This window comes from Paenibacillus algicola, assembly GCF_005577435.1.
GTDB classification, from domain to species: Bacteria; Bacillota; Bacilli; order Paenibacillales; family Paenibacillaceae; genus Paenibacillus_AQ; species Paenibacillus_AQ algicola.
Genome location: NZ_CP040396.1, coordinates 1,843,475 through 1,868,315 on the forward strand (window position 1 = coordinate 1,843,475; position 24,841 = coordinate 1,868,315).

22 protein-coding genes and 3 pseudogenes are annotated in these 24,841 nt (G+C 49.2%); 16 read left to right on the top strand and 9 right to left on the bottom strand.

From position 1 onward, the window contains the following. Positions 1–4: 4 nt before the first annotated feature. The gene (locus tag E6C60_RS08250; protein WP_138225423.1) at positions 5–358 is read right to left on the bottom strand and encodes a YolD-like family protein; all 354 of its coding nucleotides are present in this window, start codon (positions 356–358) and stop codon (positions 5–7) included. Then, entirely contained in the window at positions 355–1,620 is a 1,266-nt protein-coding gene (locus E6C60_RS08255) for a DNA polymerase IV (RefSeq protein ID WP_138225424.1), read from the bottom strand. The genes E6C60_RS08250 and E6C60_RS08255 overlap by 4 nt, the downstream gene beginning before the upstream one ends. 347 nt (positions 1,621–1,967) lie before the next feature. Here E6C60_RS08255 and E6C60_RS08260 point away from each other — a divergent pair, with 347 nt between their 5' ends. From E6C60_RS08260 to E6C60_RS08270, 3 genes are all read left to right on the top strand, one after another. Further along, complete coding sequence (locus E6C60_RS08260) at positions 1,968–2,801, top strand: class I SAM-dependent methyltransferase (RefSeq protein WP_138225425.1); 834 nt, start codon at positions 1,968–1,970, stop codon at positions 2,799–2,801. A gap of 203 nt (positions 2,802–3,004) precedes the next feature. Next, a complete protein-coding gene (locus E6C60_RS08265; RefSeq protein WP_138225426.1) occupies positions 3,005–3,742 on the top strand; it encodes a hypothetical protein in 738 nt (245 codons plus the stop codon). Positions 3,743–3,766: 24 nt separating this feature from the next. After that, positions 3,767–4,471 carry an AAA family ATPase gene (locus E6C60_RS08270; protein ID WP_138225427.1) on the top strand — a complete coding sequence of 235 codons (705 nt, stop codon included), beginning with the start codon at positions 3,767–3,769 and terminating at the stop codon, positions 4,469–4,471. A 74-nt stretch (positions 4,472–4,545) separates the two neighbouring features. On the opposite strand, the pseudogene E6C60_RS08275 reads toward E6C60_RS08270, so the two are convergent. Then, a pseudogene (locus E6C60_RS08275) lies at positions 4,546–5,226 on the bottom strand (IS256 family transposase); the annotation flags it as partial. Positions 5,227–5,233: 7 nt separating this feature from the next. Here E6C60_RS08275 and E6C60_RS08280 point away from each other — a divergent pair. After that, positions 5,234–6,592 (top strand): annotated as a pseudogene (locus E6C60_RS08280) (transposase); the annotation flags it as partial. 18 nt (positions 6,593–6,610) lie between these two features. On the opposite strand, the gene E6C60_RS08285 reads toward E6C60_RS08280, so the two are convergent. Continuing rightward, positions 6,611–7,069 carry a hypothetical protein gene (locus E6C60_RS08285; RefSeq protein WP_138225428.1) on the bottom strand — a complete coding sequence of 153 codons (459 nt, stop codon included), beginning with the start codon at positions 7,067–7,069 and terminating at the stop codon, positions 6,611–6,613. Between the two features lie 248 nt (positions 7,070–7,317). Here E6C60_RS08285 and E6C60_RS08290 point away from each other — a divergent pair, with 248 nt between their 5' ends. The 4 genes from E6C60_RS08290 (at position 7,318) to E6C60_RS08305 (ending at position 9,817) form a co-directional block, all read left to right on the top strand. Then, positions 7,318–7,668, top strand: coding sequence for a hypothetical protein (locus E6C60_RS08290; protein ID WP_138225429.1), 351 nt, complete (start codon positions 7,318–7,320; stop codon positions 7,666–7,668). Positions 7,669–8,074: 406 nt separating this feature from the next. Further along, a complete protein-coding gene (locus tag E6C60_RS08295; RefSeq protein WP_407669139.1) occupies positions 8,075–8,362 on the top strand; it encodes a helix-turn-helix domain-containing protein in 288 nt (95 codons plus the stop codon). Between the two features lie 95 nt (positions 8,363–8,457). Then, on the top strand, positions 8,458–8,760 hold the full coding sequence (locus E6C60_RS08300) for a hypothetical protein (protein WP_138225430.1): 303 nt from the start codon (positions 8,458–8,460) through the stop codon (positions 8,758–8,760). Between the two features lie 88 nt (positions 8,761–8,848). Continuing rightward, positions 8,849–9,817: a Gfo/Idh/MocA family protein gene (locus tag E6C60_RS08305; protein ID WP_138225431.1), complete on the top strand. Its 969-nt coding sequence runs from the start codon at positions 8,849–8,851 to the stop codon at positions 9,815–9,817. A 32-nt stretch (positions 9,818–9,849) separates the two neighbouring features. On the opposite strand, the gene E6C60_RS08310 is transcribed toward E6C60_RS08305, so the two are convergent. From E6C60_RS08310 to E6C60_RS08320, 3 genes are all read right to left on the bottom strand, one after another. Next, positions 9,850–10,272 (bottom strand): YhjD family protein, encoded by a 423-nt coding sequence (locus E6C60_RS08310; protein WP_175415248.1) that lies wholly within the window; start codon positions 10,270–10,272, stop codon positions 9,850–9,852. A 95-nt stretch (positions 10,273–10,367) separates the two neighbouring features. Further along, the gene (locus tag E6C60_RS08315) at positions 10,368–10,868 is read right to left on the bottom strand and encodes a FixH family protein (protein WP_138225432.1); all 501 of its coding nucleotides are present in this window, start codon (positions 10,866–10,868) and stop codon (positions 10,368–10,370) included. Between the two features lie 26 nt (positions 10,869–10,894). Continuing rightward, positions 10,895–12,310 carry a PepSY-associated TM helix domain-containing protein gene (locus tag E6C60_RS08320; RefSeq protein ID WP_138227688.1) on the bottom strand — a complete coding sequence of 472 codons (1,416 nt, stop codon included), beginning with the start codon at positions 12,308–12,310 and terminating at the stop codon, positions 10,895–10,897. Between the two features lie 214 nt (positions 12,311–12,524). On the opposite strand from E6C60_RS08320, the gene E6C60_RS08325 reads away from it, so the two are divergent. The 7 genes from E6C60_RS08325 (at position 12,525) to E6C60_RS08355 (ending at position 20,611) form a co-directional block, all read left to right on the top strand. Then, entirely contained in the window at positions 12,525–13,277 is a 753-nt protein-coding gene (locus E6C60_RS08325) for a DeoR/GlpR family DNA-binding transcription regulator (RefSeq protein WP_138225433.1), read from the top strand. After that, the gene (pfkB, locus tag E6C60_RS08330; RefSeq protein ID WP_138225434.1) at positions 13,274–14,188 is read left to right on the top strand and encodes a 1-phosphofructokinase; all 915 of its coding nucleotides are present in this window, start codon (positions 13,274–13,276) and stop codon (positions 14,186–14,188) included. The genes E6C60_RS08325 and pfkB overlap by 4 nt, the downstream gene beginning before the upstream one ends. 25 nt (positions 14,189–14,213) lie before the next feature. Continuing rightward, complete coding sequence (locus E6C60_RS08335; RefSeq protein WP_138225435.1) at positions 14,214–16,178, top strand: PTS fructose transporter subunit IIABC; 1,965 nt, start codon at positions 14,214–14,216, stop codon at positions 16,176–16,178. Positions 16,179–16,433: 255 nt separating this feature from the next. Then, positions 16,434–17,429 carry a Gfo/Idh/MocA family protein gene (locus E6C60_RS08340; RefSeq protein ID WP_138227689.1) on the top strand — a complete coding sequence of 332 codons (996 nt, stop codon included), beginning with the start codon at positions 16,434–16,436 and terminating at the stop codon, positions 17,427–17,429. Between the two features lie 6 nt (positions 17,430–17,435). After that, positions 17,436–18,374 (top strand): helix-turn-helix domain-containing protein, encoded by a 939-nt coding sequence (locus E6C60_RS08345; protein WP_325053196.1) that lies wholly within the window; start codon positions 17,436–17,438, stop codon positions 18,372–18,374. Between the two features lie 16 nt (positions 18,375–18,390). After that, complete coding sequence (locus E6C60_RS08350) at positions 18,391–19,479, top strand: Gfo/Idh/MocA family protein (protein ID WP_138225436.1); 1,089 nt, start codon at positions 18,391–18,393, stop codon at positions 19,477–19,479. A 43-nt stretch (positions 19,480–19,522) separates the two neighbouring features. Beyond that, on the top strand, positions 19,523–20,611 hold the full coding sequence (locus E6C60_RS08355) for a Gfo/Idh/MocA family protein (RefSeq protein ID WP_138225437.1): 1,089 nt from the start codon (positions 19,523–19,525) through the stop codon (positions 20,609–20,611). Positions 20,612–20,720: 109 nt separating this feature from the next. On the opposite strand, the gene E6C60_RS08360 is transcribed toward E6C60_RS08355, so the two are convergent. Beyond that, complete coding sequence (locus E6C60_RS08360; RefSeq protein WP_233281177.1) at positions 20,721–21,566, bottom strand: IS3 family transposase; 846 nt, start codon at positions 21,564–21,566, stop codon at positions 20,721–20,723. Positions 21,567–21,588: 22 nt separating this feature from the next. Between E6C60_RS08360 and E6C60_RS08365 the strand changes: the two are divergent. Next, positions 21,589–22,477, top strand: a pseudogene (locus E6C60_RS08365) (transposase); the annotation flags it as partial. A 1,349-nt stretch (positions 22,478–23,826) separates the two neighbouring features. Here the strand turns inward: E6C60_RS08365 and E6C60_RS08370 are convergent. Continuing rightward, entirely contained in the window at positions 23,827–24,696 is an 870-nt protein-coding gene (locus E6C60_RS08370; protein WP_138225438.1) for a transposase, read from the bottom strand. Positions 24,697–24,841 lie beyond the last annotated feature (145 nt).

Sequence of the window (24,841 nt, forward strand, 5' to 3'; positions counted from 1 at the left end):
ACGGTCACGGGACCAGCCCCTCAATGTCTTCGGCAGGACTGACAATGGCTGCCTCGACAATGTCTGCCAGGGTAATCCACATATGCTGGATGCGCAGCCGCTGCAGCTGAGCATCAATACGGGAGATGCTGCCCTCCACCTGTTGATTGCCATATTCTCCGTATACTTGGATCTGTACGGTCGCACCGCTGTGGTAGGCTTGACTCAGCTTCTCCGCAATGCGCTCGGTCTCCTGTTCGTCAAGGATCGGGCGGGTCTGCCGCTGCTTCTGCTCCTGCTTGGATAAAATGGCATCCCGATGCTCGAACAGCATCATCCGGCTGGATTGCCACAATCCGTTGCCTTCGAGCTTCTTCATTTGTAATGTCCTCCAATCTTGGCGTTTAGAAATTTAAGCTGACTGGTGTTTCTCAGGGAAGACCCAAAGTACACCGAGGCAGGCCCGAACAAATGGCGGATCCCGTCCATCGTCAGCTCCAGATGCCTCAGTCTGTCGCGGTTGCCGAACAGGGAGGGCTGGTATACTTCATCGCTTTGGAGCTCTCCGAGGGAAATCCAGATTTTTCGAACGGGTCCGCCGTCCCAGTGGGTATCGAACAGCTTCTTGGCCGCGTCATATACCTCCCGGGAAATTTGGCTCGGCTCCGGCAGCTTCAGCTGCCGGGAAAAGCCGACAGGGCGGTCAAAATCCGCACCCTGCGCGCCGGCATGCACCACGGTTCCCATATAGCCCTTGGCCCGGGCGCGTTCACAAATCAGCATGGACAGCTCGTTCAGCACCACGTCAATATCTTCCCGGGCATGGTAATCCACCGGAAGCGTGGTCTGCCGCCCGATACCCTTTTGTCCGTCAAAAGCGTCCGGGGTGACAGGGGAGTCGTCCATGCCGTTTGCGGTCCGCCACAGCACCTCACACCAGATATCGCAGTTTTTTTTCATATGGCGCTTCATTTTCCGCTTGAGCTCACCCAGAGGCGTCTGTGCCAGCTCCCCGATGGTATGGATTCCAAGGCGGGCCAGATGGCGCATCGTGCGGGAGCCGATGCCGAACATACTGTTCACGGGACGAGCCCAGAGGGCATCCAGATGCTGCTCATCCAGCTCATAAATGCCGGACTCATTCTTCTTCGCGAAGTTGTCGCAGGCCATCTTGGCCAGGATCTTGTTGCGTCCAATGCCAATGCGGGTATAAATACCGGTTTCTTCCCGGACGCGCATCTGGATATGGCGTGCCAGCTCCGCAGGCGTGCAGTTAAAGTGTGAGAGGCTTGCTGTCACATCGACAAACTGCTCGTCAATGCTGAACGGCTCCACCAGATCCGAGTAGGATTCCAGGATGCTCATAATGGCGAGCGACACGCGGATATAGGCGCTCATGCGCGGCCGGGTGACAATGACCTCCGGGCATTTCTGCTGAGCCTGCCACAGCGGCTCGGCAGTCGTTACGCCATAAGCCTTCGCAAGGGGGCAGGCGGCCAGAATGATGCCGCTGCGCCGGGAGGGATCGCCGGAGACGACCAGCGGCTTGGTGCGGTAAGCGGGATGGGAGGCCTTCTCCACAGAAGCATAAAAGGATTGGCAGTCGGCCAGAAAAATAACACGCTGCTGACGTTTACGCATGTTCTCATTCCTTCCCTTCCTTCAGACTCTTATGTAAAGGATCAGCGATTCGCCGGCATCCTGCCGGCCTTTGTATGTGTGCTCGAGGATCGTTTAATATATTATACACCGAACATACGTTCTTTATTCAAGTGGTAAATATAGTTCTGTTAGGTCTGTCATTGTCTTTGGAAGAATTTTAAGTTAAGCTATATGAAAAAATTGGTAAGGACTTCAAATGGCTAGCAAACATTACCTTTTGCAATTTTGTGTCAGCACCAAAAGTTTTGACCCTGTAACTAAATATGAGAGAGAGTTTATGGAAATAATTTGAAATTAATTAAGAGAAGATCATAAGGAGGCGACTCATGATGAACCAACAGGCATTAAACAGAGCGAAGATGCCGCAAAGTACTAACCGGATCTTGAACAGCAGGTCCATACACCACTCAAACAAACGGTTGAGCGAATTAGTCAAGCCAGGCATGCACATACTGGACGTTGGTTGCGGAAGCGGAGCGATAACCTACGGCATTGCAGAACTGGTTGGCCCTGGCGGCAAAGTCGTTGGTATAGACAGCAGCGAAGCATTAATTATAGAAGCAAAGGAACGGTACCGGCATATTCCGCAGCTGTCGTTTGAGGTGAGGGATATATATCAGATGGGTTATGAGGCAGCCTTCGATGTTGTTAATGCCTCCCGTGTACTTCAATGGCTGGATCAGCCCGAGTTAGCGCTACAGCGAATGATTCGGGCAGTAAAGCTGGGAGGAAAGGTGTTGGTGCTTGATTATAATCATGAAAAGCTCCGCACAGAACCGGAGTTTCCTGCATCCATGGTGCATTTCTATCGCAGGTTTTTAGATTGGCGGAGCGATGTTGGAATGGACAATGCCATTGCAGATCAGCTGGAAGTTTATTTTAAGCAAAATGCATTAACTCAGGTGAGCGTAACGAATCAATCGGAAAAAAGCGTTAGAGGATGGGAAGGTTTTGAAACCGCAGCGGGAATTTGGGCGGAGGTTGCTGCGAGCCGGGGGCATCAGCTAGTAGAGGATCGATATTTAACAGAGGCAGAACGCTCGGCAGCGGAGCAAGATTACCGGGAATGGGTCCGCGAGCTGGCGATGGAGCATGAAATGTATTTACTCGCTGTTGAAGGGGTTAGAGCTGTTGGAGGGCTTTCTATCGAAGAGGGTTGATCTTCATTTTTACCACCTTACGCTCGCGGCGTGTTTTTCTAAACGTACGGAGGAGCGGACGAGGAAACAAAGCTTCATTATTCAGCAGATGTTGTCGGGTAGTTGAACAAAGGATTGGTTCCTTAGATGACTTGATAAATTCAATCTGTCTTGGATGAAATCCAATATAGAGATCAAAATTGTTTGCGAGGGAGTAGAATAGTGTGAGAAGAACATTTGGCTTTTCTTTACTGAATTTAAAAATGTTGCTTTTTGAAAAGGTGGCGTTTGTGTGGACGGTGATTTTCCCTCTTTTTATAGCATTAGTTATGCAAAGGGGAGTATTGGATTCTACAAGCAGTAATTTGGATATGTTGAAATATATGTTTTGGTTTTGGGCATTTATTATCATTAGTACGTTTTTAAATGGAATTGGATTACAATCAGCAAGGCTTAAAGAAAGTGGTTTATTGAAGACGTATACTTTAATAGCAGGCAGTAAATACCCTATCATTTTCGGGATAGTCCTGACACAAGTGGCTTTTGCTATTTTAAGTTTAGTGATTTTCACAACGATCCTGACCCTTATTTATGATATCTTCTCATTTAAATTATTGATATTAATGCTGATTACAGTCTTTATATCCATGCCTTTAGCATTTGCTGCGTTTGGTATAGCGCTTTTACCTGTTCAGGTGTCCAGCGTTTCTACCCTATTAAATATTCTCATGTATCCAGTTTTTTTAATTGCTATTAATGTCGATCTGAAACATATCGGGTTTTTAGAGTTTTTCAATCCATTCACATTTATTTATGAAATCTCGTTAAATATGGGTGTGTTATTTGGATGGTTCCAGCATGAAGTTTTATATGTCCCACTATCTATCTCATTTTTATTTTTTGGTATCGTAGGTTACATATCTTCAAAAAAATTAAATTTAATATCCGTTCTACAAAGATAGAATCCATCGAAAGGAGGAGATGTCATGAATATTAAAAATCTAAAATTTAAATATCCAAGAGCAAAAGATTTTGTGTTACAGGGTGTGTCTTTTTCATTGCATACAAATAAATTAAACGCAATCGTTGGAGTAAATGGTTCGGGTAAAACTACGATGTTTGATTGTATAACAAGTGTGCTCAACCCTGCAGCTGGAGAGATAAATCTACCTCATATGCAAGATATTCTATATGTGACCCAGAGTCTCTTTTTTTCGCCTGTCATTAAAGGAAAAGATTTTGCGAATTTTGTTAGGCGAATTGATGATAAACCAATAGAAAAAGAATTGGGTTACTACACAAAAAAAATGTCACAACGTGAAAAGGAATTATTTGAGCATTTGTGGGAGTTAAGAATTGGAAAGATGTCTATCGGTGAGAGAAAGTGGTTTTTTATCCATATTTTAATAATGATAGACCGTTCATTGTATATTTTTGACGAGCCTACAAGCGGTGTAGATCCCGCATCCAGAAAAAGGATATATGAATTAATTGGAAGCCTTATAAAAGAGGGGAAGACTTGTATTGTATCTACACATCAGCTTCAAGATTTAATGTACTTGGATTCTCATCTAATCATCCTTAACAAAGGAAGAATAACTTATGAGGGAGACTTCAAAGAGTGGTTACATATAAATAACACAGATAATCCAGATGAAGCTTTTGAAAATATGTTAATTTCAAACATGTAGGATTTCAAGGGTCTGTCAATATGTTTGTGTAAACTCCAAATCAAGAGTACCCCCTGTTAAGAGAAGGTGGCTCTTTAAGGCAAGTGCTGGCCAATCCGTTCAGGATAAAACACGGATCGTTGAAGCAGGATCTGGCCCCAGTTTTGGACACGACCTGTCCACTTGCGAGTAACATCGACCGTCACTAAATAGAGCATTTTGAGAAGAGATTCATCCGTAGGGAAGATGCTTTTCCCTTTCGTCACTTTACGGAGTTGGCGGTGGTAGCTCTCAATCATATTGGTCGTATAAATAAGCTTGCGAAGCTCAGGCGGGTACTTAAAGAACGTGGCAAGTTCTTCCCAATTGTTGCGCCAGGAACGGACAATGAGTGGATATTTGGCGCCCCAGATCTCCTCAAACCGATCCAATTCTAGCAGAGCCAACCCCTCTGTTGTGGCCTTGTAGATGGGCTTTAAATCCGAGGTCACCTTCTTGAGATCTTTGTAGGATACATAACGGTTGGAGTTGCGGATTGGGTGGATGATACATTTTTGGATTTCCGTACTGGGATAGCATGCTGAAATCGCTTGTGAGAAGCCCGTAAGGTTATCTACACAAGTAATGAGAATGTCCTGAACACCGCGATTCTTCAATTCATTGAGCACACTGAGCCAGAACTTTGCAGACTCATTCTCACCAATCCACATGCCAAGGACGTCTTTGTTTCCATCCAAATCAATGCCAATGACCATGTAAGCAGCCTTGTTGACAATGCCCCATGAAAATCCCTATATGCAATACTTCATCGGTCTGCCCGGATTCGCGATGAAGCAGCCGTTCCATCATTCCATAATGACGCATTTCCGAAAGCGCTTGACGGAAGTGCTGGCTGAACTGAACGAGCTCGTCGCCTCCACGGGCGCGAAGGAAACAAAAGACGATGATGACAGCAATGACGCAAGCGGCGGTGGTCAAGGAAAAGTAAAGCGCTCGAAGAAGGAAGTCCCTGCCGTTCAAGCCGAACAGCAAACGATGTTTGTGGAGGCGTCGGATGAATCGTCAAAAGCAGGACCACCCCAGACGGCCGCAATGCCAGAGAGTCCTGAAGCGACAACGTCTGTTTCTGAAGCGCATCTGGTATCGACAGCATCAGAAGCGACAGCTTTGCAAAATCAAGGGACCATGCTGGTAGATGCCACTTGCGCGTCAGCGGATGTAGCATATCCCACAGATCTGAACCTGCTGAATGAAGCGCGGGAGAAGCTCGAAGCGATCATCGATACGTTGCATGAACCGTTCATCGGACAAACGGCGAAACCACGTACGTACCGGGAAAAGGCGCGCAAACCATTTCTTGCCGTCTCCAAGCAACGCAGGCCGGGACCGAAAGTGATTCGCAAAGCCATCAGACTTCAGCTCGGTTACGTTGGACGGAACCTTGCCATCATCGCCGAACAAGCCGAGGTGCAGGAGCTCACGCTGCTTAGCCGCAAAGCCTACCGAGACTTGCTGGTCATTCATGAACTTTACTGTCAGCAGTTACACATGTACAATGCACGTTCTCACCAGATGGAAGATCGGATCGTCAGCATTCATCAGCCGCATATCCGGCCGATTGTGCGAGGGAAAGCCAAGGCACGCGTCGAGTTCGGAGCCAAGATCGCAGTAAGCATGACCAAAGGCTATGCGTTCCTGGATCGGCTGTCCTGGGATAACTTCAACGAGAGCACGACGCTTATTGACGTGATCGAGAAGTACCGCAAGCGTATGGGATTCTATCCGGCTGTCGTCCAAGCCGATCAAATCTATCGCACGCGCGAAAACCGGAGCTTCTGCAAGCAACATGGAATCCGACTCCGTGGACCAGCATTGGGGCGCAAGCCGAAAAATGGACCGACAAGCGAAGAAAAGCAAGTTCTCAAACAGGACACCGGCGAACGAAACGCGATTGAAGGCAAGTTTGGAGAAGGCAAGCGCAAGTATGGGCTTGGCTGTATTCGCGCACGCCTTGCAAAGACAAGTGAATCGGTGATTACGCTACAGCTTCCGGTGATGAACTTGGAGCGTAGGCTCCGCGTTCTTTTTTTCCTCATTTTCACGATGCAGTCTCGTGGACGCCTAGCTCTGAAGATTGGATAAAGAATCGTTCAGCAAGCCCTAAGTAGATATGTTTAACATGTAGGCATAGCAATTGGCCTTGTCAGTTAATGATGCCCATGCACTAGGATTGTAAGGATGTTCGTATCCACCAGTGACCATTGTTTCCATTAATTGCAACCCTGTAGACTTTTTCGAATCTTCTTTCGCTGCAGTGGAACTTTGACTGTATTGTGTTTCAGAAATTGGGATTTCATTGATTCCTGTAGTTGATTTATTTGTAAAACCTGGAGGTCTATAATTTACAGTTAACTGTACTTCCTCCGGCAAGCTGTTAAACCATTCTAGCCATTTTTTTGGATCGGGGTTAAAAGATGCTAAAGGGTCATTCGTTAATTCTAATTGATTGCTTGAAACACTTTGTGTGTTACTTTCGTTTGTATCATTGCTTGCAAGTACAGGTGTTGTAAGCAAAAAGACCATTATTACCATTGTGAAAAAAGACAACAATTTTTTCATTCTGAATCCTCCTAATGATTTATAAAAACCCAGATCCCCTTTTACCTCCTTAAATTCTATTTTTTGTAATTTTATATACATATATTACTATTATCTCTACAAAATTACCACAATAAATTAATAAATATCCTAATATATATTAAATAATAATAGAATTTAATGATTAATTAATATTAGTATTAATTACTAAATTATGGTATCATATACTTCCCCGATTTTTATATAAAATTCGAAAAAGAGGTGTATTGATGTTTAAAAACTTTAAGTTTTCAATCACATTATTTTTTGTTCTAATTATTTGTTCAGCATGCCAGAATGTGAAAGATGCAGAAACAAATGGAACTATTCCATTAGATGAATGGAGTAGCTTATCGGAAAAGGGCGTGGCATTGAATTGGGATGATTTAAAGAAATATTCTTTTGAGGATATCGGATCAGGCATATATATAAGAAAGTATAAAATTGAAGGAGGCCACCAGTTATTTATTACTGGAAAGAGTCTTAATGATCCCCCTGACAAGATTTATATTGTTAATGAAAACGGCAAAGAGGTATATCTTACACAAGATAACTTAAGCGAATTCTACAAATTAAGGTAAAAACAAAACATAATAATTCAAGCGACAAGAACATGTTCCGGTTAAATTAAATGTATTGTAAAAGTGAACATGATGTACCAGGCGCAATTTCGAGAATTGAGAAGAGAAGAAGAGGAAGGTAGAGAAGATGAAGCCGCGATTGCGGCTTGTTGTCGGGGGACAAGAACTTGGTCCCTTTGAAAGTCGCTATTAGCGGCTTTTTTTTGTTTTACCCATACAAGATCTTGTCCCGAGCCATGGACGAGATCTCGTACCGATTGCCGCAAAGGGTCATCTGTTGAAGATGATAATTTCCAAAAAAGACATAACTTTTTTTCTGAAATACGTTGTAATTAATGTAAGAGAGTAAAGGGGGGCTCAAGGTGGAGATCCTGATGCAGATAAAACTGGAGGTTATCCAACAAGTGTGCTCAACCCTGCAGCTGGAGAGATAAATCTACCTCATACGAGGTCGCCCATCCAGTTTGTGAAGTCTATGCGTCTAAACCATGCGGCTATGAAGATGGCTGGAGGGATGAATGTCAACGATGCTGCTATGGAGGTAGGGTATGTCAGTTCCTCGCAGTTTAGCCGGGAATTCAAGCGCATGTATGGCCAGTCTCCTAAACAGTGGAGTCACTCCAAACAGCTCCCTTCGGAAATGATGAGACGGACGGCTCATTTTTTTGACCAGCTTCAGCGATCGTCCTGGTAAACTTCAATCCATCCAGCCACAAAAAACCAAACTTCCCTAGAGGAGCAGTGTTATACATATATAAGCTTTGAAAAAGGGGAATGGGAGGCAGGACGATGGAGCACAAAAGCAGCTCGAGAGTTTTAAAAGGGATTTTATTGTGTCTGATTGTGATTGCATTTAAGCCGTACCCGTCAGCTCCGAGTCATTCGAATTATACGGTTCAGGGGCATGAGGGAAGTGAGGCCGTCGTGCAGCTGGCTGAGAACAGAATCGCTGTGGTGGATACAAGCCTGAATTCCGGCTTAAAAGGCGAAATTATGGTTTTTGAGTTTGATGAGGATTTAAAGTCCTTTGAGCCTATTGGAAGATATAATTATATGGACTATTTGTGGAATCCTGATAAATACAACTTTTAATAGTCTATGAAATGGATGGGGCTATATAATGAGGGAGAGAAATGTTTAAATGTGACGCAATCATCGACAGCAGCTAAAGGAGGCAGCTATGACTTTAAAAACAGCAATCATTGGTACCGGCTGGTTTAGTAAAACACACGGAGATATTTTGACCCGGATGGACGGGGTGGAGGTAGCGGCGTTCGTAGGCACCAGTATGGAGAAAGCGGAGAAAGCCGCCGGCCGATATGCATCCGCCGCAGCTTATGATCATGTAGAGCAGATGCTCGATGCTGTAAAGCCGGATGCCGTATATATTTGTGTGCCGCCGTTTGCCCATGGGGACATTGAGCATCAGCTCATCCGCCGTGGTATTCCGTTCCTGGTTGAGAAGCCGCTCGCTGCAGAGCTGGAAACGCCGCGCCAGATTGCGCACGAGGTAAGCCAGACAGGATTAATCACTTCTGTGGGATATCATTTCCGGTACACGGATGCAGCAGCACGGGCAGCGGAGCTGCTTCGGCACCGGAAAGCCGGCATGGCGCTGGGCTACTGGATGGGCGATATGCCGCAGGTATATTGGTGGAGAAAGCAGGATGGCTCGGGAGGACAGTTCATAGAGCAGACGACACATATTGTGGATCTGCTGCGCTGCCTCATGGGAGAGGTGGACGAAGTGTATGCTGCGTTTGCCCAGCGGGCGATACAGGAGCAGTATGAGGATGTAACGGTGCATGATGTAGGCACTGTAACCATGAAGCTGCGCAGCGGCGCGGTTGCGACAATCTCCAACACCTGTATCCTGCCGGAGACAGAGCGTGTGGGCCTGACGATCTATACGGAGCAGGGCAGCCTGGAGCTGCAGCACAATCAGCTTCGAGTGCGAGAGCTGGGAGAGTGGGTGGAGTATCCTAACACAGGCAATCCGTACGAACGTGAGAATGATGCCTTTATTCATGCCGTACGAACAGGCGATGCTTCGCGGATCTTGTCTTCGTATGAAGACGCCTTGAAAACCATGGCCATCACCGATGCGGCTCTACGCTCGGCTCACACCGGCAATTCGATAAAGCTATAACCTGCAGCGCAGCTTCCTTCGGGAAGGCTGCGCTATGTTGGTTTATTGAGCCTTTCAGCAGCAGGTGTGTTGTGTACAGGTTCGCGGGAGTCCTCCTCCAAATTGATGAGGAGCACTCCTGCCAGGCGCCGTTCGAGATCGGCCTTGACGAAGTCCCACTGCAGCTCCATCTGATGACGGTATCCCCGGCAAAGATAAGAAACGTGAAGGGAGTGCTCCCGCCGTCGAGTGTGAATAATTGCAATGCTGCGGGAGCGGCTCTCGTGCTTGAGCAGGCTCAAGCGTGTCATGATCGAGCTCTGAATCTCCTTCACGCGCTGCACGTACAGCTTGGTCAGGCCAGAGCCCTCCATGCCGGCAAGATCCCGTTCCAGAACGTCCAGCAAGACAGGCAAGACAGCAGATTCCTTGACCAGCAGCAGCTCTTCCTGCGTCTGCAGCGGTGACTGCTTCATCTCCTTATCCCCTCCTGTCCGTTCTGCACGATTTGTACATATTATATACCGAACATAGGTTCTCTATGCAAGTGGGAATTCTGCCTAATCACAGCCTAATGATGATGGCCGCCAGCAGAGTTTTCTATTACGGGGGCGGCAGTATCCTGCTCCAGCTGAATCAGCCGGGTGACTGCGGCTTCCCCGATCGCAAAGCGCTGCGTCAGGGTAGACTCCAGCGAACCGGAGGATATTCGGGAGCGTACCTGATACAAGCCATCACGGTCCGGATTAAAGGAAACGGTATATCGTCCGGCATCGGCGGAAACTGCTGGAATGGAAAGGATCGAGTCCGGCTCGTCCTCTAGCCAGAACTCAAAGGTGACCAGAGCACCTGGCAGGGGGGCGCCCCCGGCTTCAACCTTTACTTCAAAAGAATGGTCCTGGCCCTGAACCAGCTCCGCCGGCAGCTGCAGGTCTGCATTGAGATGTGGAAGCAGGCCGCCCGCACCCGCAGAGGGGCTGACGGTGCATCCGCTTAGCAGCAGGATAAGCAGCAAGGGAAGCGCAGCGGTCTTGAACCACAGCGAGGGATGAGGCAATAATGACAATTTCATAGAAATCTCCTTTTTAAGTTATTCGTTTAAGCTGAGAACCAGTGCTTTAATGAAGGAATGCGCCGAATGATGAGCAGATCCAGAAGCAGGACGATGATCAGAGAAAGTCCGACGAGCGGCATCAGGAGGCCCAGAAGCATCATGATCAGCAGCAGGACCCGGGTTGTTCGGCGGTCCTCCGGCCTGCCCGGTGCCCCAAGCCTGCCCTGCGGCTTGCGTTTACGCCACATGACGTAAGAGCTGACAGCAATCAGTACAATTCCGATGCAGGTTATAAGGCCGAGCAGCTGGTTCACCCAGCCGAACAACCGGCCCTCATGCAAGGCGATGCCGAGCGTAATGGCCTTGCCCAGAATTCCGTAATCCGCAAACCGAACATCCGTCAGCACCGCACCACTGTATTGATCTATATGCAGGGTGGCATTATGCACGGGCCTGGTGTGGGCAGAGGATATCGTATAGACACCAGTCTCGCCTTGAGGGAGAGAAATCGTATACGGCAGCTCGATACGCTGCTTGTCTGCGATGTCACGCACCTCCTGTAACGCCAGCGGAAGGTAGCGGCCCGCCGCTGATGCAGGAACGGGCAAGTTCTCTGTGGCCCAGGGAACATGCTCGGCAATCTCTTTTGTAACTGTGACCGATTCCGGCTTCCCCATAAAGCTGAAGGCATAGGGAGGATAGCTGGTATGAGTCGCATTCGCAAGCTTGCTGATTTGACCGCCCAGCACGCCGGACCAGGGAAGGCCGGTTGCTATCAGGATCAGCATACATATCGAGAGCCAAAAGGCGGGCACAGCGTGAAGATCACGCCAAAACCTGCGGCTTCCCGGCTTGCTCAGTCTCGGAAGAAGGGTGCCCCACACGGCTGATTTGCTTCGCGGCCACCATAAATACAAACCGGTAATGACCAGGATTACGGCCCAGCAGGCGGCGAGCTCGACCAGCCGGTTTGCCCAGGTGCCGCCGATGAGAAGCTGGCTGTGCAGTTTTTTGAAGTAGCTGGTGAAGGTCTTGTCATTGTCCAGAATGCCGGTAATCTCGGCTGTGTATGGATTGGCATACATCGTGGACATCGTACCGCTGCGGATTGCGCTCATCTTGACAGCGGCTTTGCTGTCATCAGAAAAGGTGAACGAGGTTATGGCGGTGCCGGGATACTCCCGCTTCACGTAGTCCAGCAGCTCATCCGCAGAAAGCCTTGGGGACGCAGGCTGCTGAATCTGAAGCAGGTCCCTGTATAGATAGCCTTCAATCTGGGGCTTGAACAAGTATACAGCTCCGCTAAATGCGAGAATGACGAGAAACGGAGCGATAAGAATGCCGGCGTAAAAATGCCATCTCCAGACCGCCTGGTACAAATAAGGCGTCCGCTTGGCAGCGGAAGAGGCAACGGTTTTAGAAGCAGGTGAAGAGGAGGAGGACGGGTTGTTATATTCCATTCGTTTCATGGGGTTAGCTCCTTTATAAGTTCGTACACATCGTAGTTACAATGATCCATGATAAGGGAGCTCTTGAAAGGAAGCTATAGCTCTTTAGAGTTAATCGTGCAGGATTTTATGTCCGCGTTATGAGCGGATGCTTTTGAATGAAAATGAATATTTGTGATTGTTTTTGAATGAATTTGTGGTAGAATAACAGTGGAGGCGATGAAAGATGCTGACCGAAGAACGATATCGAATAATAATACAGCGCTTACAAGAGAGCGGAGTCGTAAAGCTCCAAGAGCTTGTCACTTTGCTGGAGGCTTCGGAATCTACGATTCGCCGCGATTTGGTGGATCTGGAGGAGCGCGGGCTGCTGAAGCGGATTCATGGTGGAGCTTCTCTTCCAGGACATAAGCTTCCGGAGCAGGGTCTGGAGGAGAAATCATCCAGAAACATTCATGAGAAGAGTAAGATTGCTTCCCTTGCGGCGATGCAAGTGAAGGATGGGGAATATATTTACATTGATGCCGGAACGACGACGCTGGCGATGATTCCGTTGATCTCCGCGCGCGGGGTCACGGTGGTTACCAACGGTCTGTCCCATATCGAGGCTTTGGCTGACCAGCAGATCGACAGTTATTTACTCGGGGGAAAAATGAAAACAAGGACCCGGGCAGTCATTGGCAGCATTGCGCTTCAAAACATGGAGCATTTTCGCTTTGACCGCTGCTTTCTGGGCACGAACGGGGCCGATGTTCAAATGGGATACACGACGCCCGATCCGGAGGAGGCGCTGATTAAACGCCGGGCACATCAGCTGTCGAGTGCAAGCTATGTGCTGGCCGATGCCAGCAAGTTTGGAGAGGTGTCTTTTGCCAAGGTGCTGGAGGTGCAGGAGGCGGCACTGATTACGGACCGGATGCCAGAGGCCTGGCGCGAGTCCTTCGCCAACAAAACTAAAATAATCGAGGGATCACAATGATATATACAATCACGCTAAACCCTTCTATTGACTATGTGGTAGAGCTGGAGGAGCTTGCACTTGGCGGGTTGAACCGAATGAAGCGGGATATGAAATATCCCGGCGGCAAGGGGATTAACGTGTCCCGAATTTTGAATGAGCTTGAAGCGGACAATGTCGCTATGGGCTTTGTAGGCGGATTCACCGGACAATTTATAGAGGAACGGCTGAAGGAGCATCGTATGGAGTCCAATTTCATTCATATTCGTAAGGATACCCGGATCAACATCAAGCTGAAGCACGGCGCAGAAACAGAGATTAACAGTCAGGGGCCGGTCATTGAGCCTGCTGAAGCAGAAGAGCTGTTGACAAGGCTGGCAGCCAGCCTCCGGCAGGGAGACATTGTAGTTCTGTCCGGCAGCGTTCCTCCTTCGCTGGGCGAGGGGTATTACAACCGATGCATCCAGATTTGCAAGGAGCAGGGCGCAGAATTCGTCATCGATACGACGGGCGCGGCACTGCTTGAGGCGCTGCCCTCCAGGCCGCTGGTCATCAAGCCAAACCATCACGAGCTCGCAGAGCTGTTTCAGACCGAGATTCGTACCCGAGATGAGCTGATTAGCTATGGAAGACGGCTGCTTGGCCTGGGCGCACAGCATGTGTTGATATCTATGGCTGGAGAAGGAGCGCTGCTGCTTCGTGAAGAGCAGGTGTACCATGCCAGCGTCCCTCCCGGACAGGTGAAAAATTCCGTCGGTGCCGGAGATTCCATGATCGGCGGCTTTGTGGGCACGTATGCGCGAACAGGAAATGCGGTGGAAGCGTTCAAGATGGGTACGGCCTGCGGCAGTGCTACGGCATTTGCAGATGACCTGGCTGATCAGGAGCACATTCAGCAACTATATGCCAAAGTACAGCTTCAAGAGCTGTAATCATAATCCTTAAGGAGTGACGACAATGAGAATTACAGATTTGATGATCAAGGAAACGATGATCATGGATTTGCAGGCCGTGACCAAGGACGCTGCTATAGATGAAATGATTAATAGTCTTGCCGCTAGCGGCCGGATCCATGATCCCGTGCTGTTTAAGGAAATGATCTGGAAGCGTGAGGGTGAATCCAGCACGGGCATTGGCGGAGGTATCGGGATGCCGCACGCCAAAACCTCGGCCGTCAAGGAGCCGACCGTCGTGTTTGCCAAGAGCCGCAAGGGTGTGGATTTTGAATCGCTGGATGGCGAGCCGGCGTATCTGTTCTTTATGATCGCGGCACCTGAAGGCGCTGGCAGCATGCATATGAAGACGCTTGCGGCGCTGTCCCGTCTGCTGATTGATGCCGATTTCATCCAGAAGCTGATGGATACGGAAACCCCGGAGAAGGTCACCGCCTTGTTTGATGTGAGACAAGACGAGGAAGAAGAGCAGAAGCGCAGAAAAGAAGCTGCCAAGCCGGTGAAGGCGGCGCAGCAGCATGACCCTTCACCGGCTGCAGCGTCCAGCAGTGGGGAGAAGCCGTTCGTTGTAGCGGTTACCGCCTGTCCGACCGGCATAGCTCATACCTTTATGGCAGAGGATGCACTGAAGAAGACCGCTCAAAGAATGGGCGTTGACATTCGGGTAGAAACGAACGGCTCGGAAGGGGCCAATCAGGTTCTGACGGAGGAGGAAATCCACCGGGCGGCCGGGGTTATTGTCGCTGCTGACAAGAATGTAGATATGGCCCGCTTCAATGGCAAGCCTGTGCTTCAGCGACCTGTCAGTGACGGCATCCGGAAATCCGAGGAGCTGATCACCAAGGCTGTCGCTGGTGATGCACCGATTTATCGCAGCGAAGGCGTAGCTGCAGGGGCTTCCCGTTCTGGCTCGGATGCGCAGCAGGAAAACGTGAAGGGCGGCGGCAGAGGCATCGGCAGTAAGATCTATAAGGATCTGATGAACGGCATCTCTCATATGCTTCCTTTCGTGGTTGGCGGGGGCATTCTGCTCGCCATTTCCTTCCTGTTCGAGCAGCTGGCTGGCACAGAGCATCCCATTGTCCAGCTCCTGCAAACCATCGGCGGCGGCGGAGGAGCCTTTCACTTCCTCATTCCTGTGCTCGCCGGATTTATCGCGCTCAGTATTGGTGATCGTCCTGCTCTGATGCCGGGTATGGTCGGCGGTTTCCTGGCCCTGAATGCCAACTCCGGATTTCTCGGCGGTTTGGCGGCAGGCTTTCTGGCCGGTTATGTCGTGCTCTTCCTGCGCCGGGGTCTGAAGGGGCTGCCAAAAGCGCTGGAGGGCTTGAAGCCGATCCTACTGTATCCTGTGCTGGGACTGCTGATTACGGGCACGATCATGTACTATCTATTTGGACCGTTCTTCAGCTGGATCAACACGGGACTGATTGATTTTCTGAACAATCTGGGCACCGGTAACGCGATTATCCTGGGTCTGGTGCTGGGCGGCATGATGGCGATTGACATGGGTGGGCCATTTAACAAAGCGGCATATACCTTTGCGATCGGGGTCTTTACCTCGAGCGGCAATACAGACGGCGCCTGGATGGCGGCGGTGATGGCGGGCGGCATGGTCCCTCCTCTGGCGATCGCGCTGTCAACCACTTTTTTCAAAAAGAAATATACCGAGCAGGAGCGCAAGTCCGGGGTGACCAACTACGTGATGGGCTTATCCTTCATTACCGAAGGTGCTATCCCATTTGCGGCGGCAGATCCGCTGCGGGTGCTCACCTCCTGCATACTCGGCTCGGCGGTTGCCGGCGGCCTGACCCAGCTGTGGAGCATTAATGTTCCGGCACCACATGGCGGCATTTTCGTCGCTGCGCTCGCGAACCATGCGCTGCTGTTCCTGCTGGCGGTTGTCATCGGCTCGGTAATCTCTGCATTGGTGCTGAGTCTGTGGAAAAAGCCGATTGAGGCAAAGTAATCCTATAACTATAGAGAGGCTGTTCCGGCACGAGGTGCTGGGGCGGCCTTCTTGCTATTAAGGACTGAGGCTCAGAAAAATGAGGAGTGAAAGGCTTTCACTGTTTTTTTGCTCCGTTTCATGTATAACATTCATTCATGTCGTAATATTGTATAGTCGATGTCGCATAGTTCTACTTAAAAAACGGTGAATGATGTGATACCTTTAGGTAGTGGTTGTCAGGAAATTATAGTGATGGAGGTTACGTCATTGACGATGAAAATCGGAAAAATCAGCTATTGGCACGTGCATGCCTGGGATTACACCAAGCAGGCGCAGGAGCACCCGGATACTGAAATTGCAGCGGTATGGGATGAAGAGCCGAGTCGCGGCCGCCAAGCTGCAGAGCAGCTGGGCGTTCCCTTTTACGAGCATTTGGAAGAGCTGCTGGCTTTGGAAGACATTGAAGGCGTGATTGTGGATGCGCCTACGAATATGCACCGTGAGGTGATGCTGGCGGCAGCCCGGGCGGGCAAGCATATTTTTACAGAGAAGGTCATCGCGCCGACGCTCGCCGAGGTTCATGAAATTGTCTCTGAATGTGAACGTCAGGGTGTGAAGCTGACCGTGTCGCTTCCGCGCCTGAATGATGGGTATACACTGGCGGTGCAGGATATTTTGAACCAGGGACTGCTGGGCAAGATCACGTATGTCAGAACGCGCCTGTCCCATAATGGAGCCACGGCAGGATGGCTGCCGGAGCATTTCTACTCCGCAGAGCAGTGCGGCGGCGGTGCTTTGATCGATCTGGGCTGTCACCCGATGTATTTGACCCGGCTGTTTCTCGGCCAGGATATTACGGGAGTGAATGCGTCCTTTGGTTATGTCACCGGCCGGGAGGTCGAGGATAATGCTGTCGTCACCCTTCAGACTGCTTCGGGAGCGGTTGGAGTCGTAGAGGCCGGCTTTGTAAACAGCCATTCTCCGTTCGCGATTGAAGTGCATGGAACAGAGGGCACCCTGATGTACGGTACGCCGGAAGCCCGGCTGCTGCTGCGGAGCCAGCTGAACAGCGAGTACAGGGAGTGGAAGGAAGTCGCTATTCCGGACAATAGGGAAAGTGCATTCCACCAATGGGTTGGACATGTGCAGAACGACACAGAAGCGACGGATAATGTAAGAACAGCGGTAGAGCTGACAGCGCTGATGGAAGCCTCCAACCGATCGGTCCGCGAACGGCGCACGGTTGCGCCTGGCGAGCTGAAGTCTTAGGGCTTCGTGGAGACGCAGAAGCCGGCAGGAGGCTTTCCCTTTGGCGTGATGTTTGAGAAGCAGGATATGCTGGAGAGGCTGGATATCCGTATTCAGTGGGGACAATATGAAATCCATGTGCTGCGGTTTCATTTGACAGCCTTTCCTCCGGGCAGAATCATTGATTTTCATAACCATGCCGAATTCGAATTCCACTACGTCCCGCGGGGCAAAGGAAAGGTCATTCTGGAGGATCGGATGTATCCGTTATCCGAAGGCATGATGTACCTGACAGGTCCCGGCGTAATGCACTACCAGGAGTCGGACGAAAGGGAAGGCATGAATGAGCTCTGCCTGCATGTGGCGATTACGGCCCGGCCCTCGCCGAATGAAGATCCCTGGGAAGCGGCAGAAGCGGAGGAGTGTATCCAGAAGCTGAAGGAGCTGCCCTTGAAGCCAGCTTATGATACCGATTTTGCCATGCCCTGCTTCCTGGAGGCCTACCGGGTGTGCGACAGCAAGCCGACCGGGTATTACACCTCCATCAAGCAGCAGGTAATCAGCATTCTGCTCCGTACTGTGCGGGCTTATGATACCGAGGGCATTCGGGTGGAGGCTCCCGTGAGGGACATGCTGTCCCATCGTTATGAATATGCAGTCCATTACATGAAAGCTAATTATGCCGCCAGCCTGACGCTGGACAATGTCGCCGAGAAGCTGAACATCAGTCCACGGCAGCTGCAGCGTGTGTTCAGGCAGATAGATCCAAGCCGCTCATTCAGCAAGGTGCTGGAGGAGATTCGGCTGGAGGAAGTATGCCAGCGGCTGCAAGAAGGCCAGATGCCGATCGAACAAATTGCGGTCCTGGCCGGGTTCACAAACGCAACGTATTTGCATGCCGTGTTTCGGAAGCGCTTCGGGATGACTCCCGGCGCTTACCGGCGTCAGCAAGCCCAATCCCTATAAAGCGAGGTAGATTAAGATGAGTAAAGTATATCGTATTGGTATTATTGGATGCGGCGGAATCGCCAACGGCAAGCACCTGCCGAGTCTTAGCAAGCTGGATCAAGTCGAGCTGGTTGCTTTTTGCGACATCGTGGAGAGCCGGGCCGAGGAAGCTGCTGCGAAGTATGGTACTGCTTCAGCCAAGGTTTACAGCGACTATCAGGAACTGCTGAAGGATGCCAGCCTGGACATTATTCATGTGCTGACGCCGAATGATTCCCATGCGGAAATTTCCATTGCTTCTCTGGAGGCCGGCAAGCATGTGATGTGCGAGAAGCCGATGGCCAAAACCGCAGCGGATGCACGCAGAATGGTCGAAGCAGCCAAGCGTACCGGCAAGAAGCTGACCGTGGGCTACAACAACCGTTACAGACCGGACAGCCTGTACCTGAAGAAGATGTGTGAAGAGGGCGAGCTGGGTCTTATTTATTATGCCAAAGCTCATGCGGTCCGCCGCCGCGCCGTACCAACCTGGGGTGTGTTCCTCGATGAGGAGAAGCAAGGTGGAGGCCCGTTGATTGACATCGGCACCCATGCACTGGACCTGACGCTGTGGATGATGGATAACTACAAGCCGAAGGTGGTTCTGGGTACGAAGTATCATGAACTGGGCAAAAAAGAAAATGCCGCCAATGCCTGGGGCCCATGGGACCCGGAGAAGTTTAACGTTGAGGACTCCGCATTTGGTATGATTGTGATGGAGAACGGCGCGACCGTTACGCTGGAAGCGAGCTGGGCGCTGAATACTCTCGAGGTGGATGAAGCGAAATGCAGCCTGAGCGGTACGGAAGCGGGTGCAGACATGAAGGGCGGCCTGCGTATTAATGGCGAGAAGTATAGCCGTCTCTACACGAATGAAGTGGACCTGAAGGCAGGCGGAGTTGCATTCTACGCCGGAACTGCCGAAGGTGACGCCGATGTGGAAATGAGAAAGTGGATCGAGGCGGTAGATCAGGATCTTGAGCCGGTCGTTACACCAGAGCAGGCCTGCGTAGTATCCGAAATTCTGGAGGCCATTTACGAATCGTCCCGTACGGGCAAAGCGGTATATATGAACCAAGACTAACTTGGTTGCGCGCTGCGCACCATAGATGAATTAAAGGAGCTGTATGTATATGACTGCGAGCAAGCACGCTGTCGTTATTGTGGGATACGGAGGCATGGGGAGCTATCATGCGAAGCTGATTCAGGGACACCCGAAGCTGGAAGTGACGGGCACCTTCGATCTGCTGGAAGGACGCCGCGAGGCTTCGCGGGAGGATGGCTACCCAGCCTACGATTCCTATGAAGCGGTGCTGCAGGATGCGGCGGTGGAGGTCATACTGATCGCAACCCCGAATGATGTGCACAAGGAGCTGGCGGTGCAAGCCTTCCAGGCCGGCAAGCATGTCATCTGTGAGAAGCCGGTGACGCTGTCGGTTGAAGATTTCCACATTATGGTGACTGCCGCCAAAGAGGCAGGCCGGACCCTTATGGTGCATCAGAATCGTCGCTGGGACGAGGATTTTCGGGTGGTAACGCAGATGTACCGCGAGAACACGATTGGAGAGCTGTTCCGTATTGAATCCCGTGTTCACGGTGCGAACGGTATCCCGGGTGACTGGAGGCATTTGGAGGAGTTTGGCGGTGGCATGCTGCTGGACTGGGGCGTCCATTTGCTAGACCAGCTTCTATATATGATCGACAGCCGGATTCTCCGTTTGAGCAGCCGTTTGAGCTTTATTCTTGGCAATGGTGTCGACGATGGTTTTGAAGCGATGCTGGAGTTCGAGAATGGGATTTCCGCGGTTGTCGAAGTGGGAACGACCAATTTTATTACACTCCCTCGCTGGTATGTCAAGGGCACCGAGGGCACTGGCGTGATCGAGGACTGGTCTCTGCAGGGCCGGACAGTTACGCGTAATCCGGACATGGCCCATGTGGAGCCGAAGCCGATTCAGGCCGGGGTGGGCCTGACCAAGACGATGGCGCCGCCATCGGAAGAGGCGACCATTACCGGTACACTGCCGGAGGCGTTTCATATGCCGTGCAGCTTCTTCGATAACTTTGCAGAGGTGATTGAAGGCAAGGCCGAGCCGATTGTCAAGAATGAAGAGGTGCTTCGGGTGCTTCATTTGATTGACGCGATATTCCAGGCGGCACGCACAGGAGAAACGCTCAAGGACTTCGATCTGTATCCGGCAGCCCCAACGGTCTAAGGCGACGGCAGCATAGATTGAGCTAAGAAATCCAAAAGATCAAAGACTCAGGTCTGCGTAATCTGGACCCCATGCCAAGGACACTTAAAGAAAGAGTGGTATTGAAGATTTACGAGGCGGACAATAGATGATTCCTGTATTGAACAGGGGTCATCTTTTTTAATCCCCATTGATATCTGTGGTTGTTGTAATAGCGGATGTAACGATTCATTTCTTGCTTTAGCTCTTGAAGGGAACGGCAACTACGATGATCGACATGGTCCTTCATGTGGCCGAAGAACGATTCTTGGGGAACATTGTCCCAACAGTTCCCGCGTCTGGACATTGACTGGCCTAACCCATTCTTTTTTAGCAACTCCTGATAGATGGGACTGGTATAATGGCTGCCTTGATCCGAGTGGATGAAAGCATTCTTTTGAAGCTTTAGACGTTTCTGTTTCTTGAGAACGTCAACAGTATCCGTGGCGATGTCTAATGTCAGCCGATTGGATATGTTGTGAGAGAGGATCTCACCCGTTGAGGCATCCAGTATGGTCGACAAATAGGCCATCTCGGAGCGGCCGTATGGAAGGTACGTGATATCCGTAAGCAGGGCCAGACCTGGTATGCCCTTCTTGAAGTCCCTCTGTAGGGGATTCGGTAAGGTTCGGTGTTCCAGCGTAGCTTTGGTCATGCGTTTATAAGGGTTGGGTTTTCTGTGCGTACATACGATGTTAAATTTCTTCATCAGTCTACGGATTTTCTTTAGGTTATAGATGACACCAAACTCGTGCTCAAGAATCATCTTAATGGAGCGTGAGCCCTTTTTGTAACCCCTTCGTTCGAAAGCCTTCTTAATCAGCTCCCCAGCCTCAGCATCCGAACGAATCCGCTCTAAGCGTGAATCTGCAGCTTGTAAGTAGCTGTAATACCCCGAACGAGATACGTTAAGCAATGAGCAGAGGTATCCCGTCATACCTATTTAGCCCCCAAATGGTTTTGCAGATCTGACGAAGAAAAACCTGGCTAAACAGCTGTTCGACGACTTGGTAAATCGTTGTAGGCAAGAAGGCGTCATTGATGGCAGTCACGTCGCGATCGACAGCGCTGCGATTCAAGCTTACGAGAAAAAGAACCCTGAAAGTAAGAGCGAGCAAACGGGCCATGCCAACTGGGGAGCGAAGTTCGACTCATTTGGCAACAAGGTCACTTGGTTCGGTTACAAGCTCCATTTGGCTGTGGATACGCAAAGTGAACTTCCGCTTGCTCTTGAAGTCACGCCTGCCGATGTCAATGACGGGGAGATGGCTCCAGATTAATCAATACCGTAACGGCCGAAAACGACGTGAAATTCTTTATGCTTGATGCGGGCTACGACCAAAAGAAGGTGTACGAAGCTGCACGGAACGTGAAGGCGCAAGCGATTGTGCCTCTTAATCCACGGGGAGAAAAAGAACCCCCTGCTGGCATATCGACAAACGGAACTCCATGCTGCTCCATGGGGTTTGCAATGACATATTGGGGTGCTAGTGGCGATGTTTTAAAATTTCGCTGCCCACATGCCACCGGTAAAGTCGATTGTCCGCTCGGGATGACTGCTTGCTCCTCTTCCAATTACGGTATGGTCGTAAAGATCGATGTAAAAGACGACCTGAGACGGTACAGCAGTCCACACCGAGATACCAAGCGTTGGAAGGAACTTTACAACGAACGGACCATCGTGGAACAATGTAACTCCAGAATGAAAACCCACCTTACCGCAGACAGATTGCATGTTCGGGGGATTCAAAAGTGACGACTTACCAGTGTCTCAATGCGATTGTGCTGCTAGTCTCTGCGCTTACTGTAGCAGGTAAGAAGAACAAAACAGCAGCTTTAAAAATGTGAACAGCAAACTCTGCAGGTCTGTCCATTTTTAGAATGAAGCCACCGGATCCGCTTTGATCCGAGTGAAGCCTGCTGTCTTTGCGTTGAAAATAAAATTATGCAAAATGCTCATACTAGCTTTGTGCTGTACACTTTTTCTTGATATCACAAAAAACAAACGGCACAGGAATTTTTCCTATGCCGTCTCAGATCTCTATTTTTGTTCTACTTAGCTTAATGACATTGCTTTAGCCTTAATAGGTCAATATTTTATTATTGATGGAGGTGTGGAGTCGAATTCTTATTCGAAAAACAACACGAGCTTCTATGGATGTAATCACTGAATTGGTTCAAGGTGATATCGTTAGCATTGATGCTAGTCCTGCAGCAGGTGAGATTATTATATAGGAGTTTAAACTGGTAAATACTTTAATCGTCTTTTCATAGGTCTCGGCCATCTGTTCTTAGTTGGGCAAGATGATTATAGTTTTTACAAGAGAAAGTTGTCACAATACCATATAGCAAATCCAATCCTCTATCTTAACGGAAGAGGTACATCTGATTAGCTATTTTTGATGCCTTTAAACATCAATCCATATGTGATCATGTAATGAATGAGACCAGCCAATGAAGTTAGAGAAATTAGCATGAATCTCATATTAACACTCCAGATATCATCAAAAATGACATATAACGAGTAATATGACATAGAATACAATACTGCACTTGTGCATAACTTTAAACCTGTTTTTTTTATGAACCACTGATTAATTATAAACGAAAAAATTGAAAAAAACAAAATAAAGAAACTCGGTAAAAACACCAATATCATCATAATATCAGAAAATAAAGGAAATTCATTGTCCACATATCTTGGCCAGAAAATTGCAATACTAAAAATTGAGATCAAGAAAGTAATAATAATCCAAACTTTCAATACACTTTTCAATCTCACACCTCCTTATATAACCATTATACATAATCAATAAAGAAACTGTACTTGCCAATAACAACTTCAATAATTTGTAAGTTTAAAGATCCGACAGGATCCCTATGCAGCTCTGAGCTCCGTTTTAATTTGAGCTAAGGTAGCCCCGGCTTGAGTTTGGTAGTAAATATACTCTATTATGCTCTGCCTTTTTTGTGAGCGATAGCGTTGTATGCCATGGATTAAACTCGTCTGCCCAGCATAGATGCAGCACATCGAAGCGAACATGAGTAACGTCAGATAACGATCCATCGCTTCGGTGGAACGAACTTGGTAGCGATCCATCGACAGTTGAACTTTGCGGTTCGGAAATAGGTTTCAATGGTCCAGCGCTTGCTGTAATAGCCTAGAATTTCTTCGTTTGTCAGTGCGACATCCGTGCTTAAAATGCCTTCATTCGTTTAGGATCCAGTTCATCACTTTCTTCCCAACATAGTAGCAGCACAGCATTCTCTATTAAGTTTAACTTCCCTTCATAACGATACACACGATAAGCGGAGGAGCCGATGGTCACTAGATCAGTATCCGATTTCGAGATATAGGAAGCAAAATTTTTGAGCGACTGCCGAATACCTTGAGGATAGAAGATGCGATTGGTTTTTAAACCACTAATGACATGAAAGCCCTGTTTTACGCTGCATTGAAGCACCGAAGACGACGGATACCAAGAATCCATCAGCACGTAGGTCGGCTGATTCGACGTCGGAACAGATTGGATGATGTCGCAGGCCAGATCAATTTTGCTCTTTCCTTCAGGATCGTAACGTTCCAAAGCAAATGGATATACCTTATCGCCTGTACGAAGTAGCGCTTGAACCACCGTATGGCCATAAACATTTCCGCCTTTAAGATGAGAATACTGGAACGAAGCTCCTTGTATGGTGTCCACAGCCTGTGACGAAGGCTTCGTTTTCTCACACAAGGTATCGTCCAGGATGACAAAAATGGGACTCTGGTCTTGCCTAGCAGTCTTGTTGATTTCTTGAAAAGCAACACGTTGAGTAATACGCTGGAGAAAAGACCTGTTCCCTTTGCCGTGAGACAAAAAATGGCTCAACGTTCTGCGGTCTCGTTCGTGTAAACTTTCCCGATGAATGTCGGTCAAGGTTCCAGTGAACCCCGCTGAAAGCATGCCATCCACAAAATGATGAATGTGACGAAGCGCTGGTTTAGTGAAATAAAGGGGGAGCTTCCACTGCTTAAAATAGTTGTTCCAATGGCCATGCTGTGATAACGTATTCGTATGAGACATATCTTTTCTCTCCTGCGTAGGTAGTTGGTGGTACTTCTATTTTACGCTTGAGAGTTAAGTATGTCTCTGTTTACATTTCATGGAATTGATTTTGAGCAAGTACAGTAAAGAAAGAGTACCCTCAAAGGTACTCTTAAGATTACTA

Coding starts and splice junctions, on each gene's coding strand:
- E6C60_RS08250 (WP_138225423.1), bottom strand. CDS start 358: ATGAAGAAGCTCGAAGGCAACGGATTGTGGCAATCCAGCCGGATGATG.
- E6C60_RS08255 (WP_138225424.1), bottom strand. CDS start 1,620: ATGCGTAAACGTCAGCAGCGTGTTATTTTTCTGGCCGACTGCCAATCC.
- E6C60_RS08260 (WP_138225425.1), top strand. CDS start 1,968: ATGATGAACCAACAGGCATTAAACAGAGCGAAGATGCCGCAAAGTACT.
- E6C60_RS08270 (WP_138225427.1), top strand. CDS start 3,767: ATGAATATTAAAAATCTAAAATTTAAATATCCAAGAGCAAAAGATTTT.
- E6C60_RS08285 (WP_138225428.1), bottom strand. CDS start 7,069: ATGAAAAAATTGTTGTCTTTTTTCACAATGGTAATAATGGTCTTTTTG.
- E6C60_RS08290 (WP_138225429.1), top strand. CDS start 7,318: ATGTTTAAAAACTTTAAGTTTTCAATCACATTATTTTTTGTTCTAATT.
- E6C60_RS08300 (WP_138225430.1), top strand. CDS start 8,458: ATGGAGCACAAAAGCAGCTCGAGAGTTTTAAAAGGGATTTTATTGTGT.
- E6C60_RS08305 (WP_138225431.1), top strand. CDS start 8,849: ATGACTTTAAAAACAGCAATCATTGGTACCGGCTGGTTTAGTAAAACA.
- E6C60_RS08310 (WP_175415248.1), bottom strand. CDS start 10,272: ATGAAGCAGTCACCGCTGCAGACGCAGGAAGAGCTGCTGCTGGTCAAG.
- E6C60_RS08315 (WP_138225432.1), bottom strand. CDS start 10,868: ATGAAATTGTCATTATTGCCTCATCCCTCGCTGTGGTTCAAGACCGCT.
- E6C60_RS08320 (WP_138227688.1), bottom strand. CDS start 12,310: ATGGAATATAACAACCCGTCCTCCTCCTCTTCACCTGCTTCTAAAACC.
- E6C60_RS08325 (WP_138225433.1), top strand. CDS start 12,525: ATGCTGACCGAAGAACGATATCGAATAATAATACAGCGCTTACAAGAG.
- pfkB (WP_138225434.1), top strand. CDS start 13,274: ATGATATATACAATCACGCTAAACCCTTCTATTGACTATGTGGTAGAG.
- E6C60_RS08335 (WP_138225435.1), top strand. CDS start 14,214: ATGAGAATTACAGATTTGATGATCAAGGAAACGATGATCATGGATTTG.
- E6C60_RS08340 (WP_138227689.1), top strand. CDS start 16,434: ATGAAAATCGGAAAAATCAGCTATTGGCACGTGCATGCCTGGGATTAC.
- E6C60_RS08350 (WP_138225436.1), top strand. CDS start 18,391: ATGAGTAAAGTATATCGTATTGGTATTATTGGATGCGGCGGAATCGCC.
- E6C60_RS08355 (WP_138225437.1), top strand. CDS start 19,523: ATGTATATGACTGCGAGCAAGCACGCTGTCGTTATTGTGGGATACGGA.
- E6C60_RS08360 (WP_233281177.1), bottom strand. CDS start 21,566: ATGACGGGATACCTCTGCTCATTGCTTAACGTATCTCGTTCGGGGTAT.
- E6C60_RS08370 (WP_138225438.1), bottom strand. CDS start 24,696: ATGTCTCATACGAATACGTTATCACAGCATGGCCATTGGAACAACTAT.